Annotated in this window: 15 protein-coding genes and 1 pseudogene; 12 read left to right on the forward strand and 4 right to left on the reverse strand. The window is 58.0% G+C overall.

Annotation, left to right across the window (positions count from 1 at the left end; genetic code table 11):
• Positions 1-26 precede the first annotated feature (26 nt).
• A complete protein-coding gene (locus ACX12L_RS18160; protein WP_459263844.1) occupies positions 27-617 on the reverse strand; it encodes an HAD domain-containing protein in 591 nt (196 codons plus the stop codon).
• Between the two features lie 325 nt (positions 618-942).
• On the opposite strand from ACX12L_RS18160, the gene ACX12L_RS18165 reads away from it, so the two are divergent.
• A complete protein-coding gene (locus ACX12L_RS18165) occupies positions 943-1545 on the forward strand; it encodes a DUF4926 domain-containing protein (protein ID WP_459263845.1) in 603 nt (200 codons plus the stop codon).
• A 23-nt stretch (positions 1546-1568) separates the two neighbouring features.
• Here the strand turns inward: ACX12L_RS18165 and ACX12L_RS18170 are convergent, their stop codons facing one another.
• Positions 1569-1874: an antitoxin Xre/MbcA/ParS toxin-binding domain-containing protein gene (locus tag ACX12L_RS18170; protein WP_459263846.1), complete on the reverse strand. Its 306-nt coding sequence runs from the start codon at positions 1872-1874 to the stop codon at positions 1569-1571.
• Positions 1875-1945: 71 nt separating this feature from the next.
• On the opposite strand from ACX12L_RS18170, the gene ACX12L_RS18175 reads away from it, so the two are divergent.
• Both ACX12L_RS18175 and ACX12L_RS18180 read left to right on the forward strand, forming a co-directional pair.
• Entirely contained in the window at positions 1946-2653 is a 708-nt protein-coding gene (locus ACX12L_RS18175) for a hypothetical protein (RefSeq protein ID WP_459263847.1), read from the forward strand.
• Between the two features lie 217 nt (positions 2654-2870).
• A pseudogene (locus ACX12L_RS18180) lies at positions 2871-3053 on the forward strand (IS30 family transposase); the annotation flags it as partial.
• Between the two features lie 676 nt (positions 3054-3729).
• Here ACX12L_RS18180 and ACX12L_RS18185 read toward each other — a convergent pair.
• Together ACX12L_RS18185 and ACX12L_RS18190 are read right to left on the reverse strand one after the other, a co-directional pair.
• Positions 3730-4077: a hypothetical protein gene (locus ACX12L_RS18185; RefSeq protein ID WP_459263848.1), complete on the reverse strand. Its 348-nt coding sequence runs from the start codon at positions 4075-4077 to the stop codon at positions 3730-3732.
• A 174-nt stretch (positions 4078-4251) separates the two neighbouring features.
• Positions 4252-5058, reverse strand: coding sequence for a VWA domain-containing protein (locus ACX12L_RS18190; protein WP_459263849.1), 807 nt, complete (start codon positions 5056-5058; stop codon positions 4252-4254).
• A gap of 360 nt (positions 5059-5418) precedes the next feature.
• On the opposite strand from ACX12L_RS18190, the gene ACX12L_RS18195 reads away from it, so the two are divergent.
• From ACX12L_RS18195 to ACX12L_RS18235, 9 genes are all read left to right on the forward strand, one after another.
• Positions 5419-6861: a mannose-1-phosphate guanylyltransferase/mannose-6-phosphate isomerase gene (locus ACX12L_RS18195; RefSeq protein WP_459263850.1), complete on the forward strand. Its 1443-nt coding sequence runs from the start codon at positions 5419-5421 to the stop codon at positions 6859-6861.
• Positions 6862-7116: 255 nt separating this feature from the next.
• On the forward strand, positions 7117-7758 hold the full coding sequence (locus ACX12L_RS18200) for an XrtA/PEP-CTERM system exopolysaccharide export protein (protein ID WP_459263851.1): 642 nt from the start codon (positions 7117-7119) through the stop codon (positions 7756-7758).
• Between the two features lie 46 nt (positions 7759-7804).
• Entirely contained in the window at positions 7805-9367 is a 1563-nt protein-coding gene (locus ACX12L_RS18205; RefSeq protein ID WP_459263852.1) for an XrtA system polysaccharide chain length determinant, read from the forward strand.
• Between the two features lie 8 nt (positions 9368-9375).
• Positions 9376-10332 (forward strand): XrtA-associated tyrosine autokinase, encoded by a 957-nt coding sequence (locus ACX12L_RS18210; RefSeq protein ID WP_459263853.1) that lies wholly within the window; start codon positions 9376-9378, stop codon positions 10330-10332.
• A gap of 21 nt (positions 10333-10353) precedes the next feature.
• A complete protein-coding gene (locus ACX12L_RS18215; protein WP_459263854.1) occupies positions 10354-12009 on the forward strand; it encodes a TIGR03016 family PEP-CTERM system-associated outer membrane protein in 1656 nt (551 codons plus the stop codon).
• 3 nt (positions 12010-12012) lie between these two features.
• Entirely contained in the window at positions 12013-13113 is a 1101-nt protein-coding gene (locus tag ACX12L_RS18220; protein WP_459263855.1) for an XrtA/PEP-CTERM system-associated ATPase, read from the forward strand.
• Positions 13114-13131: 18 nt separating this feature from the next.
• Positions 13132-13989 (forward strand): XrtA system polysaccharide deacetylase, encoded by an 858-nt coding sequence (locus ACX12L_RS18225; protein ID WP_459263856.1) that lies wholly within the window; start codon positions 13132-13134, stop codon positions 13987-13989.
• 7 nt (positions 13990-13996) lie between these two features.
• Positions 13997-15043: a FemAB family XrtA/PEP-CTERM system-associated protein gene (locus tag ACX12L_RS18230; protein ID WP_459263857.1), complete on the forward strand. Its 1047-nt coding sequence runs from the start codon at positions 13997-13999 to the stop codon at positions 15041-15043.
• Positions 15044-15056: 13 nt separating this feature from the next.
• Entirely contained in the window at positions 15057-16298 is a 1242-nt protein-coding gene (locus tag ACX12L_RS18235; RefSeq protein ID WP_459263858.1) for a TIGR03087 family PEP-CTERM/XrtA system glycosyltransferase, read from the forward strand.
• Positions 16299-16303 lie beyond the last annotated feature (5 nt).

The raw sequence follows: 16303 nt of genomic DNA on the forward strand, positions 1-16303 counted from the left end.
ACTGATCACAGCCCAAAGGACTGAGCCTATCGACGGTCCTTGCCCGGTGAGTGGAACTGCAGGAGCTTCTGGTGCAATGCTTCTCTTACAAGGGGGCAAGACAGCCCCATGGATCCATCACAGGCAATCAGATGTGCCTGCGCCGATTCGGGCCAGTCCTCAATATCGTCATCCAGGGCCACCCAATGCCTTGGCTTTCTTCTCTGGGCATCAGCCAAGACCTGCACGCCTCGGGGACTGCTGCGAAAGGACGAAAGGGTCCAAGGATCCGCGCCATGCACACGTTTGTGAAAGGTGCCCCCTATGAACCTCATTCGCAACGAATCGGGAAACAATTTAAGGGTCTTGCTGTAGCCCGGCCGAATGCACCAGGTGCTGCTGAGCACCAGAGAAACAGCAGGAAATGGCGACAGCACCTCTTCCAAGTGGGGAAGCCACTCGAAAAGCGCATGGTCCGCCGCCTGGTAGGGGCTCATGTAAATGCCCTTGCGGGGATGCCAGAGCACCGCCTCGTGGTGGACGACGCCATCCAGATCAAGGTAGAGCACGACGTCAGCACTGCGCGGCGCTGATGCCGGGATGTAGGGAGTAGCGCTATTGAGCGTCTGGCGGACCATGCAGCGATTTTGAAGCGGCCTGGCCGACCTTGCCAGTCGTTCTGGCGCCGATGCCAAGAAATTCCAACGAAGTGCATCCCCAATACTTGGAAAGAGGCTGGCTCGGAGCCGTACTTGCACCATGCCAGTGACCGCTGGTGTTCTTTTTTTTGCGATGTTCACGGAACGTGAACAAGACAAAAAAATGAACAAGCTGAGCGCTCCCGGTATCAGACCCAATCGCCAGCCAATGGGTAGCGCATGACAAGTAGCAACGCGGCTTCCGTTAGTGCACCTGAAGACATTGGCCTTGCCCCCGGTCCTCAATGGCTGTAGCCTTCCCCGCATGGAACACGCGAAGCCTACTTTTTGCGGATTGGACGCTGATCAGATAACTCAGCTCGCCAGGGAAGCTGTGGCCAACGCGGTCGTATCGACTGCACGCGCCGGTATCCCCCTCACCGGGATGGTCGATGGTTGCGTGCAAACGATCCAAGCCTCGGACCCATGCATTACAAAGTTCCTGCAGGAGCAAAGCGCTGGCCTTGGTGTACCGTCCATTGAGATTGAACGCGATCCGGGCACGGGATTGCTGGTGGGCCATGTGCCAGGAATCCCAGGTGCGCACACCCAAGGTGAAACCGTCGAAGAACTCAGCGCACACCTGACCGAGGTATTGGAGATGCTGCAGGAACACACCGCAGTCGCCCTCAAAAGACCACTTCCTAAACATGCGCTGGATTCAGGCGCATTGGGTGTGGTGGTTCACGTCCATGGGCAAGGTGCTGCTTATGAGGTGGAGTTCTTGACACAGGATGGGCATACCGTCTGCGTCGAGACGCTCCAACCAGCGGATCTGGCTTCGGCGCAGATTTCCGCCGGGCGTGAAGAGGCTCAACAAGACTTGCTTCAGAGTGAAGAACACCGCCAGAAGCCCCTGTCACCTTGATCAACGTCTTTCCGTTTGGCGTGTCATCGTGCCTTTGTTGACGAGGTCAGCAACTGACGCACCCGCGCAAAACCCTCTGGAGTTCTGGCCACCTCTTCAGGCGTCATGCCCTCCAGTGCCTGGTTGGGGGCATCCAGCCAGCGGCGGGCCGCAAGCAGGCTTCCTTTGGCCAGGATGGCAAGGTGGTCGAGTTCTTCGAGGCGCTCATAGTCTGGACTGCCGAATTCAGCACCCACGGGAGCCATGCGATCCCAGTCCTGCAGCAGATCCTGCTGCGCCTTCTCGCCCATATCATTCGTGGTGGCAGCCCGGGCTTTTGTCATCGCCATTCATCCTTCACAGGTTGTGCCCTGAACAATTGCGCTGAGTGTTCACACCGCTCCTTTGGGTAAGGATCCGCATGAAGAATCCACATTATGAGTCTCTGGGCAGGCGCATGCGGGAGTACCACCGCACGCACCAGTGGCGCCTGTCAGAGGGTGGCCTGTACATCCCTCATGCGTACTGGAACATGGGGCCCGACAGCCTTTCGTACTGGGATGACGTGGGCTTCATCCTCAATGGACGGCGCGTCATGGTGTGGTGGCGGCATCCTCGGGACATCTTCAAAGAAGCCGTCTGCTCTATGGCTTGGGAAGAGGCTGGTGACGGCCCCCAGGATTGCTGGTTGTTCGAAGGGGGAACCCAGAACTACAAGATGGTTGGCAAATCGGGCCGGCGAAAAAAGCGGAGCAGTTACACCAGTCGCGAGCCTTCGGAGTCGCAGAGACAACACTACGCCACGCTATTCCAGATTGAGGAACGACTGATGCGGGATGGGATCGACCTGGAGGTTCGCCCGTCATGGAAATGGGAGCGTCTCAGTTGGGCCATGGGCGTGACCCTGGTGGCGCCGCTTGAAGTGCGCAATGAGAAAGAGGTCGCAGAAGTGGCCCACCTGACCCGCAACCTCATCTTGCGCAAAACCACGTTGTCACAGCAATTCCCGGGCTTTGTGTATGACAGAGCGAGCTGGCTGCGCGATCAAAGTCGAGAGCCAACGACCGTGTCTTCCTCCTTGGCAATGATGGCTTGCGAAGGAAGCCAGTCTCCATCTGTATCGGAGTGAGCAACCATAGTGCTGCCAGCTTCAAACTGCTCCATGGAACACATTCGAGTTGACCAGAATGCTGCGTAGGGCTACAAGGACACATCATGAAAGCACTTTCGGACCCCATCTTCATTGGCACCATGGTTTTCAGTGGCGTCATGATCCTTGGCTACTTCTCCTCAAAGTGGAAGAGGACTCACATGCAGGATCGTGCGAAGGACGAGAGGTAGCTCCTGGGGACGGTTACCGAGCAAGCCAAGCCGACATCACGACTTGGGATCAAGCGCGGCGGCCCAAGCGCTGCAAGCTGAGAGACAACGGTGCGTTGGCTCGCAACGTCGCTGCCAAACTGCGCATGTTCTGGTCGTCGGAGCAAATCGCTGGCTGGCTTAAACATATTTATTCACGCGCCGAGAGCCTGCAATTGGGTGATTACGCTGGTGTTGCGCAGAAGTGGTCGAAAGCCATTTGCGCAGGCTGACCTACTGGTGGCTGATGCAGGAGGGAGTGCTCCCATGCCTGTTGAGATTGTGTTGCGTATCGACGCAGGCAAAGGTACGCTGGCAACATGAACATTTGTAATGTTGCCAGACAGTCAGTTCGGAACTACTTTGCTCCCTTGGTATGGATATGGCGTGCGATCCATCGTCCTCGAAGCAAATCTTAGGGCAACGCTGAACAAGCTGTCGAAATTTGCCATGGGGCACTGAACGACTCAGTTGTTTGGATGTTTTGGTCTCTCGCGCCGCCCATTTGGGCAGTTCGCGGGGCCTTCAGGCCCGATTCCCGCCCTTACCTACGCGCTGGATCTGCTGGTGGACATTCCCACGCGCAAGAACGCTCAGGCGTGGAAGTAACTCTGGGTGTTTACGACTTTAGTCGGCACCCCGCAAGAATCGATCGCCTGGAAACCCGCATGGATGCTGGGCCTGTGTTTACGACTTTAATTACCCAGAATAGGCGCAAAGCGCCCTGCCGCAAGTGCAAGGTTTACTGGGCTTGTCCACGTCGGTACCGATAGCGCAAAAAGGCGTCCCGCAACGAAAAACTGCCTGGGGTGGGCCAGGCAGTCGTGACGCGCACATTGCGGTGTATCAGCGTACCTTTTTCAGCTTTATCAGGCTGGCCGTGTCGTTGGTCCATACTGCCACGGCCGCGCCGGTCGCGCTTTTGGGCAGCTCGATGTCGGTCTTGGGTGCCGCCAAGGGCATCTTGCCGAGATCCTCCCAGATCCACACGTTGCAGGCCTTGCCAGGCTCACAGGCCGCCTTGGCGGCCGCCACCCACACCGTTTCTGCGAGGTTTTCCTTGCAGTGCATCAGCACCACCGCGTCGCTGCGGGATTTCACCGTGCAGCCATTTTGCTCCGCGTGCGTCACCGCGGGAGTCGCCATCGCAAGTGTCGAGGTCGCCAGGGCCAATGATTTCAGGGTGGGATGCATGGCTTGCTTTCTGAAGGAATGGGTGGAACTGCGATCACATTGCGCGTGCGACTGACCGGCCGCTTTCATTGTCCACGGCCTGGCGCCAAAGGCAAAAGAAGAAGCGAGGAGTGCCACGCTGTGCGGCACTCCTCGCCTGGGCAGCCCATGGGCTGTGGCTGGCCTTGCCGGGCGTCAGGCAGACCGGCTGCGACGCGTGATGCCCAGGCCAACCAGGCCCACGGCAAGCAGCATCAGCATGCCAGGCTCAGGGACTTGGCCCGTCGCTACCTGAACTTTGGTTTTGATGGCGGTAGGGAAGTCATCAAAACTGTTCACTGGCAGCACCCAGGGATTTGTGGTCATAGGGTCTGTTGGTGTCGAGTTGACGGCCAACAGCGTGCCGCAGCCGCTGCAGGGTCCATTGATAGGCGAGAACACCAGGCTCCTCAGCGCGGACGTATTAAAGCTGCCAATGGCTTCGGCGGTGAGCGCGTCGATACCTGCGGCCCTTGCGGCAATCGCGGCATTGATCGCCGCCTGATCGGGATTAGGGCTGCCGATGTTGGGCTCACCATCGGTGGCGATGTTGATCATCGAATTGAGTCCGGTGCTGAAGTTGCCGGACCCTGTCATTGCGTTGGAGATGGCGGTGATGCCGGCGGCAGTGGCCGTACTGCCACCCGAATACGCCATGCTGCTGACTGCCGCAATGATGCCCGGCAGTGTGGCGGCGGTCACGATGGTGGGGGACACCACGGTGTTGGTGCCGCTCGAGAAGGTGACCACCGTCACCTCGATCGAGCCATCCGTAGGCAGGGCGGCCAATGCAGCGGCATAGCCATTTCTCATCGTTTGGAAGTTGGACGACCCGATGCTCCCCGAAGCGTCGATCAGAAAGCCGAGCTGGGTCGTGACGGGCGCTGCGTGGGTCGCCAGTGAAGCGGCAGCTAGCGCCAAGGCGCTGCCGATGTGCCGCAGGAATTTCGAGAGAGTGAGCATTTGGGGACTCCTTGAGGGCGGGTGGATCAGTGGCTTGAACCGCCGGAGCGGTCGGAGTCCTGGGAAGCAATGTACGTGCCTGGCTATTTTTCCTTTTTAAAACATGGTGTTATGAATAGTTCACTTTTCCTTGGTGACGTTGTGTAAAACTTTTCGACAGGCAGGGGCTGTGCTCATCGTCGTTCGGCGCTTGATGGCAGGGCCTGTGCCTTTCTACCGGGCTGGCGTGCCGGGCGCGGCCCCGCTAGGATTCATCAGGGCGCCCCGGATGGCGGGGTCTGCAGCCCCTGAGGTCCTATGCTGATCGGGTGGCGTCGGATAGGGATTTTTATGTTTGCTTAAACGGAGTGCGTGCCGACCATGTTGATTCAGCCGGTGGTTTTGTCGGGCGGCTCGGGCACACGCCTGTGGCCGTTGTCGCGTGAGAAATATCCCAAGCAGCTGCTGGCGCTGATGGGTGAGGATTCCCTTCTGCAGGCGACACTGCGGCGGTTCAATGGGGTGAGCGGCGCGGACAGCGTGCCGCCGCTGGTGGTGTGCAACGATGAATACCGCTTTGTGGTTGCAGAGCAGCTGCGCCTGATCGGCCAGCAAGGGCGCATCGTCCTGGAGCCTGCGGGGCGCAATACCGCACCGGCATTGACGCTTGCCGCGCTGGCCGCGCAGTCCGGCGGGGAAGACCCGGTGCTGCTGGTCATGCCGGCCGATCATGTCGTCACCCAGCTCGCGGTATTCCAGGAGGGCGTGCGCCATGCCGCGCGACTGGCCCAGGACGGAGCGATCGTCACCTTCGGCATCACCCCGGACCGGCCCGAAACCGGTTACGGATACATCCAGGCCGGTGCCGCGGTCGATGAGGATGGCGCACGCGCCATTGCGCGCTTCGTTGAAAAGCCCGACCGAGCCACGGCGCAGGGCTACTTGCAGGCGGGCGACTATCTTTGGAACAGTGGCTTGTTCGTGCTGCGAGCCTCTGTCTGGCTCAAGGCATTGGAGCTGTGCCGGCCCGATATCCTGGAAGCATGCGAAGCCGCGTGGAAAGGCGGCGCGTCCGACCTGTCGTTTTGGCGTGTGAATGCGGAGGCTTTTGCCGCCTGCCCGAGCGACTCCATCGATTACGCCGTGATGGAGCGCCTGGCAGGTGCGCAATCGGTGGCGGGGTTGCCGCGCGGCGTGATGCTGCCGTTGTCTGCCGGATGGTCCGATGTGGGGGCGTGGGATGCGCTCTGGCAAATATTGCCCAAGGACGCCGATGGCAACGTGGCGCAGGGCAGAACCCTCATGCAGGACAGCAGCAATACCCTGGCGCTGTCCTCGGGGCGCCTGCTGGCTTGCGTGGGCGTCCAAGGACTGGTCGTCGTGGAAACCCCCGACGCGGTGCTGGTTGCGGATCAACGGCATACCCAGGATGTCAAAAGGATCGTTGATCGCCTGAAACGCGATGGCGGCACGGAGGGAATATTGCACCGCAAGGTTTACCGCCCCTGGGGCTGGTACGACGGTGTCGATGGCGGAGAGCGCTTCCAGGTCAAGCGCATCATGGTCAAGCCCGGTGGCAAGTTGTCGCTGCAGATGCACCATCACCGCGCAGAGCACTGGGTCGTGGTGCGCGGCACCGCCCGCGTGACCAAGGGCGAGGAGGTCTTTTTGCTGACGGAGAACCAGTCGACCTACATCCCCTTGGGCGTGACGCATCGCCTGGAGAACCCTGGCCATGTAGACCTGGAGATGATCGAGGTGCAGTCCGGCTCGTATCTGGGCGAGGACGACATCGTGCGGTTCGAAGACTACTACGGGAGGTGACTACATGCTTTCCGTCTATCATGTGGGAAAGCTGATAGCTATTGCATTGTGTTGCGGCCTGGATGTGATTCATTGGCGTACTCGGTGCCAGGCGTTTGCAGCGCCGGGTCAGAGTCCGCGTGCCGCGTAAAAACGGCATGAAATGCCGCGGAATGCATGAGCCAAATATGTGTTTACGTGTGACAGTCGTTCACAGTATGCTGTGGTAACACTTGGTTAAATCGGCTCTGTAAAACCTTGTATTGGAGTTGCGCCATGCACAAAAACGTTTCGAGGCTCCTGGGTTCAATGGTTCGTGCCTTGGCAGTGGCCGGTGTCGCCGCGGCAATGGTGGGCTGTGGGTCCATGAGGGGTGGCGACTACCCCGCTGCGCCGGCCCAGGCGGCTACTCCGGACTACAACTACATCGTGGGGCCCGGTGATACGCTCAACATCATCGTCTGGCGTAATCCCGATCTGTCACAGGTCGTGCCCGTACGCCCGGATGGTCAGGTGTCCACCCCCTTGATCGATGGACTTGTTGCGCAAGGTAAAACCTCCGCCCAGATCGCTCGGGATGTGGAGAAAGAACTGGGCAAGTACGTTCGGGACCCTGTCGTTACCGTGATCGTGACCAACTTCGTTGGACCGTACAGCGAGCAGATCCGCGTGGTGGGTGAGGCGACCAAACCGCAGTTTCTGCCCTACAAGCAAAAAATGACGGTACTGGATGTCATGATCGCAGCTGGCGGTTTGACCGACTTTGCCGATGGAAACGGCGCCACGCTGGTGCGCTCGGCCGAGGGCAATAAGCGCTACAAGGTGCGGCTTGACGATCTGATCAAGCGTGGAGATATCGGCGCCAACGTGGAAGTGCTTCCCGGAGACATTCTCATCATTCCCCAAGGATGGTTTTGACCCGGCTTGTCGGCTGGGCGCGGTGTGCGTTTGTTAGGGGGATGGAATGGATGAGCTTCTAGGTCAGATCACTACCGCTGTACGTGGGATGTGGATCTATCGCCGGGTGGCGATGCTGACCACTTGGCTGGTGGGGGCCGTGGGCGTCGGTGTGGTGCTCTTGATGCCGGACTACTACCAGGCGTCGGCGCGCGTGTTCGTGGATACACAGTCCATCCTGAGGCCGCTCATGACCGGCATTGCCGTGCAGCCGAATATCGAGCAACAGGTATCCATGCTCAGTCGCACGCTGATCAATCGTCCCACGGTGGAGCGGCTGGTCCGTATTGCGGATCTGGATTTGGGTGCGCAATCCAAGGCATCGACAGATGCGGTGGTCGATGCCGTAACAAAATCCATCAGCATCCAGTCCACCGGGCGCGACAACCTCTACACGCTGTCCTATCGCAACCCAAGTCCCGAAAAGGCGCAGCGGGTTGTACAGGCCCTGCTGACCATCTTTGTCGAGTCCAGCCTGGGCGCTGCGCGCCAGGATTCGGATAGCGCGCGTCGCTTTCTGGACGAGCAGATCAAGAGTTACGAGGCCAAGTTGACCGAGGCGGAGGGGCGGCTCAAGGCGTTCAAACTGCGGAACATCGAGATGCAATCCCAGAGCGGCCTGGATTCTGCCGGGCGGGCTGCCGAAATTGACAATCAGCTGAGTCAGGCCAGGCTTGATTTGCGTGAGGCTGAAAGCGCGCGGGCGGCGGCAGGTCGCCAACTGGAAGTGCTGCGCTCGCAAGCGGCAAGGCCCCTGGCCAGTTCTGCGCCCGACGTGCAGACGCCCGAGCTTGACGCTCGCATCTATGCGCAAAAGCGCAATCTGGATACGTTGCTGCAGCGTTACACCGACGAGCATCCCGATGTCGTCAGGACGCGGTTCTTGATTGCGGACCTCGAAGCGCAGAAGCGCCGTGAAGTCGAAGAGTTGCGCCGCAAGGTGCAGATGGGACACGCTGCGCCTGCTGTTGAAACCAATCCGGCTATTTTGGAGCTCAGCCGCATCTATTCTGCGGCCGAGGTGCAGGTGGCGTCGCTGAGGGCGCGTGTGGTCGAGTACGAATCGCGCTCTCACCGTATCCATGAGCAACTCAAAGTCGCTCCCCAGTTGGAGGCGGAGTTGGCGCAGCTCAACCGTGATTACCAAGTCAACCAGAAGAATTACGCCGATTTGGTTGCCCGCCGTGAATCGGCTCTGATGTCGGGTAAGTTGGAAAACACGTCCAATGTGGCCGAATTCCGAGTCATCGACCCTCCTCGTGTCGCCCCCAAGCCCGTCGCTCCGAATCGGCTGCTGTTGATGCCAGTTTCGCTCTTGGTCGCCATTGGTGCAGGGCTGGGCATGGCATTTGTGATGAGCCAGGTCAGGCCGGTATTCTTCGATGGCGTCACCCTGCGCCAGGTGACGCAGTTGCCATTACTGGGCGTGGTCGGGTTGATTGCCAGCGACGAATCGCGGCGACGCGAATCGCGTAGCTTGATGCGCTTCATCATGGCATGCGTTGCATTCCTGTTGCTTTATGCAGGCGGCATGGCGGTGCTGTCCATTCACTCTGGCGTCCTGGGATAACGGCGATCATGACCAGCTCTATTGAAAAGGCGGCCCAACGGCTGGAACAATTGCGCAAGGCGGGAGTGATTCTGGCTGGCGACAAGGTGCAGCCAGCCGAAACCACCGCGCAGGAATCGGTGCCTGGACATGCGGCGCATTTTGTGGAAGGGGACTCGATCGAAGCTCAGGCTGCAACACGCCTGAAGTCGGGCGTGAAAGCGGTGCAAATCGACCTGACGGCACTGGGGGCCAGTGGTTTTGTGACGCCCAATACGCCGCGCTCGGCCACGACGGAACAGTATCGCGTCATCAAACGGCCGCTCCTTGAGAATGCGACAGGTAAAGGTGCCTCCCTGGTGGCTCATGGCAATTTGATCATGGTCACCAGCGCCCTGCCAGGCGAAGGCAAGAGTTTCACGGCCATCAACTTGGCCATGAGTCTGGCAATGGAGCTGGATCACACGGTCATGCTCGTAGATGCCGATGTGACGTGTCCCTCGGTCATGACAAAGCTGGGCCTGCCACCTGCCGCGGGCTTGCTGGACGTGTTGCAGGACGAGAAGATCAAGCTGTCCGATGTGCTTTTGCGCACCAATGTGGACAAGCTCACGCTGCTGCCCGCGGGATTGCCTCATCCACGTGCAACGGAGTTGCTGGCCAGCGATGCCATGACTTCTTTGCTGGATGAGATGGGCAAGCGTTACAGCGACCGAATCATCATCTTTGACTCTCCGCCGTTGCTGTTGACCACGGAGGCTCGGGTGCTGGCCGGCCACATGGGGCAGGTCGTGATTGTGGTTCAGGCAGAAAAAACGCTTCAATCGCAAGTCGAACATGCGTTGTCTACCATTGAGTCTTGCCCCATCAAGCTCATGGTACTCAACCAGGTGCGCAGCAGTGGCCTGGGCGCTTATGGCTACGGCTACGGCTATGGCTACGGACGGATGGTGGGAGAGCGCGGGCCAGTCACTGCTGCGGTATGAGATGAAAGAGAGGGCATCCGTATGCACCTGCAGCACCGTCGCATAGCAAGTATTCACGTTGTTGGCTGGGCTGTATGGGCGCTGGCGGCAGCACCGGCACTTTCGCCTGGCATTGCCTTGGCGCAGATGCCCGACGTTTCCGTAGGGCAACCTTCTGAGTCTAACCCCATGCAGTTGCCCATTGTTGGCACTGAACCGGCCGGTGCCACCGAAGGGCAACAAGAAAACAACCCGAATGTCCCGCGTCAATCGGGCGTATGGCTGGAGCCGCGCATCACGGTGCAGCACACGGTTACCAATAATGCACGGCTTGATGCGACGCATATCAGTGACCAAGTGACTGAGGTGAATCCAGGTTTTCGCTTGGTGAGTGACACGGCCCGTATCAACGGCTTTGTCGATTATTCCCTGCGAACTGCACATTACGCGCGTGGAACGGCTTCTGATCAAGTCTGGCATAACCTTAATGCCAGAGGAACCGTCGAAGCGATCGAGAAGCGGGCTTATGTCGATGTGGCGGGTGTCGTTGCGCTACAGCCAATATCGGCATTCGGTGCGCCTGGTGCGGATTCGCCCGCCAATCCGAATATGGCCCAGACGTCGAGCTTTCGTGTCTCTCCATATCTCAAGGGCAGCTTTGGCAGTGCTGTTGATTACGAGGCGCGCTATAGTTTGCAAGATACGCGGTCTGATGCCGGAAATCGTGCTAATGTCACGGTGCAGGGTTTGCTATTGCATCTTGGAAGCAAATCAGATGGCCACACTACTCTTGGGTGGTCATTGGATGCAATGCAGGAGAATGCTGATTTCTCCTTCGGTAGGAATATAGATACTACTACGCTGCGCGGGCGTGTGAGTTATTTGGCCTCCCCTCAGCTGCTTCTTGTCGGCATTGGTGGGGTTGAATCCACCAATCAAATTTCGCCAACACGCAGCTCCCATAGTATCGTAGGGTTTGGCGCCGATTGGCGGCCATCCGAGCGAACCCGATTGTTTCTGGAACGCGAGAGCCGATACTTTGGCGAGGCTCATAACGTTAATTTTGAATATCGTACTGCGCGTACCGTCTGGAGCTATACAGACCGCAAGGGTATATTTACCGGGCTGGGAGCCCAATCTTCGGCATCAATGGGATCATTGTTTGATCTGCTTGATAGTTTCTATGCGCGCACTGAGCCGAACGCGATTCGACGCACACAACTCGTCTTGGCCGAGATTGAACGCAGGGGGCTTCCTGCAGATATGCAGGTGTTTCAGGATTTCCTGACATCATCAAGCACACTGCAGCGGTTACAACAGCTATCTGTGGCGCTATTGGGTCAGCGGACTACATTCACACTGGAAATTCTGCGCTCTGATACTCGCTTGCTAGATGGAACGCTTCAACTTGGAGATGATTTTGATACCAATACACGGATTCGTCAGCGCGGCTGGCGCCTGATGGTCGGCCACCGCCTCACGCCGAATGCGTCTATCAATGCAAGCGTCGGCGAGATGCGTAGCGTGGGATCTGTCCCCGGATTGGAGACCCGAGTGCGTCCACTCATATTGGGATGGGATAACCGCGTGGCACGGCGTACAAATGTCGGAATTCAGTTGCGTCGCGTATTGTCCGATGGGAGCATAACTCGATATGATGAATCGGCCATCATGGGATTTCTCACACATCGGTTTTGATCCATGTATGAAGCTTTTTACGGGTTAAGCAGCAAACCCTTCCAACTCAATCCCGATCCAGGCTTCTATTTCAGCAGCAAGCAGCACCAGCGCGCACGGGCCTATCTGGAATACGGTGTCATGTGCTGCGAAGGTTTCATTGTTATCACGGGCGAGGTGGGCGCAGGAAAAACCACGATTGTGCGTGGCCTGCTGGACAGCCTGGATCCCGACACTGTCGTGGCAGCACATCTGGTGAGTACGCAACTAGGTGCGGACGATACGCTGCGTCTGGTGGGGGCTGCGTTCGGTGTCCGTGTACATGGGGTACCCAAGGGAGATCTGTTACTGGCGCTCGAAGCGTTCTTTGTCACTCAAACGTTGAAGGGGAAGCGCTGCCTGTTGATCGTCGATGAAGCGCAGAACCTGCAACCGCAAGCAGTGGAAGAACTGCGCATGCTGTCCAATTTTCAAAACGGGCAAGATGCCTTGCTGCAAACATTTCTTGTGGGGCAACCCGAGTTTCGTGAGATTCTGCAGAGCCCCGACATGCTGCAGTTGCGGCAGCGTGTCATTGCCACCTGCCACCTCGGACCTCTGGACTCTGAAGAGACGCGAGAGTACATCCTGCATCGCTTGAAGTGTGCTGGGGCTGACGATAAGCCAACGTTCGATACCGAAATTTTTGATGGAATTTATCGTTTCACTGCGGGTATCCCTCGGCGTATAAATACCTTGATGGACCGCGTGTTGTTGCAGGGTTTTCTTTCCGATAAAACTCATATCGATCTTGAGTTGGTCAACGAGATCATTGATGAGGTTCAATCCGAGATGAATGCGCCACCGAAGATGGCGCATCCCTGGGAGTCTCCGCTGCGATCGGCGATACGTGGGGCGCTTCCATATGATGATTCGGATTTGGCGGATTTGAATATCGATGATGAACTGGCCAGTGGAATATCGAATAATCTTGCGAACATAACTTCGGAGCAGTTGAGTGCACATCTTCTACGCATTGAGCGCAGTGTGCTGCGCCAGGAGCGGGTGAACTTGGAGATTTTGATGAATTTGCAAAAACTGGTGGCTGCCGCACGGCGGTCCCATCCGGATAGCGCCGCTGGTTAAAGTGTGGAGCCGGTCGCCATGCACGATATCACTAATGCGCTGACTATTGACGTCGAGGATTATTTTCAGGTCTCGGCTTTTGCGCCATATATTGAGCGTAGTGAGTGGGATTCGCGCGAATGCCGTGTAGAGCGCAACGTGGATCGTATACTGGCCTTGTTAAGCGATGGAGGGGTCCAGGCGACTTTTTTCACCCTGGGGTGGGTCGCAGAACGGTACCCTTCCATGGTTCGCCGCATTGTGGATGGTGGACATGAGCTTGCTAGTCACGGGTATGGGCATGAGCGCGTAAGTGACTTGTCGGAAGATGCTTTTTTTAAGGATATTCACCGTTCCAAAGCATTGCTCGAAGATATTGGGGGCATGCCGGTTCTAGGTTACCGTGCTCCTAGCTTTTCCATCGGTTCTGCCAATTTGTGGGCGCTCGATACGTTGCTGCGCGCTGGTTACCGCTATAGCTCCAGTATCTATCCGATACGACATGATCATTATGGAATGCCGGATGCGCCGCGTTTCAGTCACCAGATCCGTGAGGGTCTGATTGAAGTCCCGCCAACCACATTGCGTATGTTCAATCGTAATTTGCCATCAAGTGGTGGTGGCTACTTTCGTCTGCTTCCGTACTCATTGTCACGCTGGATGTTGCGCCAGGTTAATGTCGAAGATAAATCGCCTGCAGTGTTTTATTTTCATCCGTGGGAGATTGATGCCCGGCAGCCGAGGGTGGGGGGGATCGATCTCAGGACCCGTTTCAGGCACTACGTGAACATAGGTTGTATGGAGAAAAGGCTGGGGTGGCTGCTGCAGGATTTCCGTTGGGGTCGAATGGATCATATTTTTCTGCCACGGCATGTCCCAGAGGTTTCCCTTGTCTGATATGGCTATGGAATTGATGGTTCATCGACTGGATCCGAGCAATGCTTCCGATAATGTTCGCTGGGATGATTTTGTGCTGGGTTGTGCCCAAGCTACATTTTTCCACCGCTCCGGGTGGCAAGCGCTCATTCGCGAGGTGTTCCGTCATGACACTTATTTTCTCTTTGCAGAGTCAGGGGCCGGTGGAGATATCCGAGGTGTCTTGCCGCTTGGACATGTGAAAAGCCGTCTGTTTGGAAATGCGCTGATCAGCCTGCCATTCTCCGTGTACGGAGGTGCTGCCGCACTCGACGAGCAAGCAGCATCGGTGCTGGAGCGAGAGGCCGAGCGCTTGGCTGAGCGCTTGGGAGTGGATCACCTAGAGTTGCGCAACGTGCAACGCCGTCATGCGGATTGGCCATTGCAAGATCTCTATGTGACGTTTCGCAAGCCCATTGAACCTAAGGAAGAGGACAATCTTCTGGCCATCCCGCGCAAACAGCGCGCAATGGTGCGCAAGGGCATCAAGAATGGGTTGACCTCCCACATTGACACCACGGTGGATCGCTTCTTTGCGCTTTATGCCGACAATGTGCGTCGCCATGGGACGCCTGCCCTTCCAAAGTCTTATTTCAAAGCGTTGCTCCGCGTTTTCGGGCCTGATTGTGAGGTGCTTACGGTTTGCTCGCCCGAGGGGCGGCCCATCAGCAGCGTGCTGAGCTTCTATTTTCGTGATGAGGTACTGCCCTATTACGCTGGGGATGCTGAAGCAGCGCGAGAACTTGCCGCCAATGATTTCAAGTACTGGGAACTAATGCGTCGCGCCTGCGCGCGTGGCCTGAAAGTCTTTGACTATGGGCGCAGCAAGCAGAACACGGGTTCATACGCATTCAAGAAAAACTGGGGATTCGAGCCCACTCCGTTGCACTACGAATACCGGCTGTACAAAAGCGACAGCGTGCCGCAGAACAATCCCTCGAACGCCAAGTATCGCCTGCTGATCGCCGCCTGGCGGCGCATGCCCATTCAGTTGACCAATTGGCTCGGGCCGAAGATTGTGCGCAACCTTGGATAAGACCATCTGACGCATGGCTGCTGCAAGCAACATTCTCTATCTGGTGCATAGGTTGCCGTACCCGCCCAACAAGGGCGACAAGGTACGCTCGTACCATTTGCTGCGACACCTGCAGAAGAGCCACCGTGTGTTCCTGGGGACGTTTGTAGACGATCCGGACGATTTGCAGCACCTGCCGACACTCCGGGCCATGTGCAGCGACCTGCATGTGGAGCGCATTCATGCCCGCAGCGCCAAAATCAAAAGCCTCAGTGGGATACTGACGGGCGAGGCGCTGACGCTCGCCTACTACCGCAGCGCTGGCATGCGGCAATGGGTGAAGCAGACGGCCGCTGCACACGATCTGGGGGCATGCGTGGTTTTTTCTTCCGCCATGGCGCAATACGCACAACTGCTTTTGCCGCAGGTGCCCATGTTGGTGGACTTTGTGGATGTGGACTCCGCCAAATGGACCCAGTACGCCCCCGCGCACCGCTGGCCTCTGTCCATGCTGTATCGCCGGGAGGGCAGGCATCTTCTTGCTTACGAGCGTGCCATGGCCGCGTCGGCGCAATGTTCGTATTTCGTGACACCCAACGAAACTTCCTTGTTTCTGTCGCAGGCCCCCGAATGCGCGGGACGGGTGCAGTCCATGGGTAATGGGGTGGACGCCGATTTTTTCGCGCCCAGTCCTCGGCGGGAAAGCCCCTTTGCAGCGGGGGAGCAGGCCATCGTGTTCACCGGTGCCATGGATTATTGGCCCAACATAGACGGTGTGGGCTGGTTTGTGGCGGATATGTTGCCGCACTTGGTTGCGCGTTACCCGCAGGTTCGGTTCTACATCGTGGGTCGAAGCCCTTCACCGCAGGTGCAGGCATTGGCAAGTGCGCATGTCGTCGTCACGGGCACTGTGCCCGATGTGCGCCCCTATCTGCAGCATGCGCGTGCAATCGTGGCGCCATTGCGCGTCGCGCGTGGCATTCAAAACAAAATTCTCGAAGCCATGGCCATGCAGCAGCCCGTGGTCACCGTCACCAGCTGCGCCGATGCCATCGGTGCCACGGCAGAACAGGGCGTGTTGCGTGCCGATGCGCCAGAGGAGTTTGTCCAGACCCTCCAGTCGCTGCTTGAGGCGCCAGCCAGAGTTGCCGAGTTGGGGCGCAAGGCGCGCAGCTATGTGGAGCATGCCTGCAGTTGGCGGGCGCACCTGAGCACCATCGACCGTTGCCTCGGCAATGCGGATACCGCGCCTATGTCGGTTGATGCCGGAGTATGAGGATG

Source organism: Alicycliphilus sp. T452, from assembly GCF_054512775.1.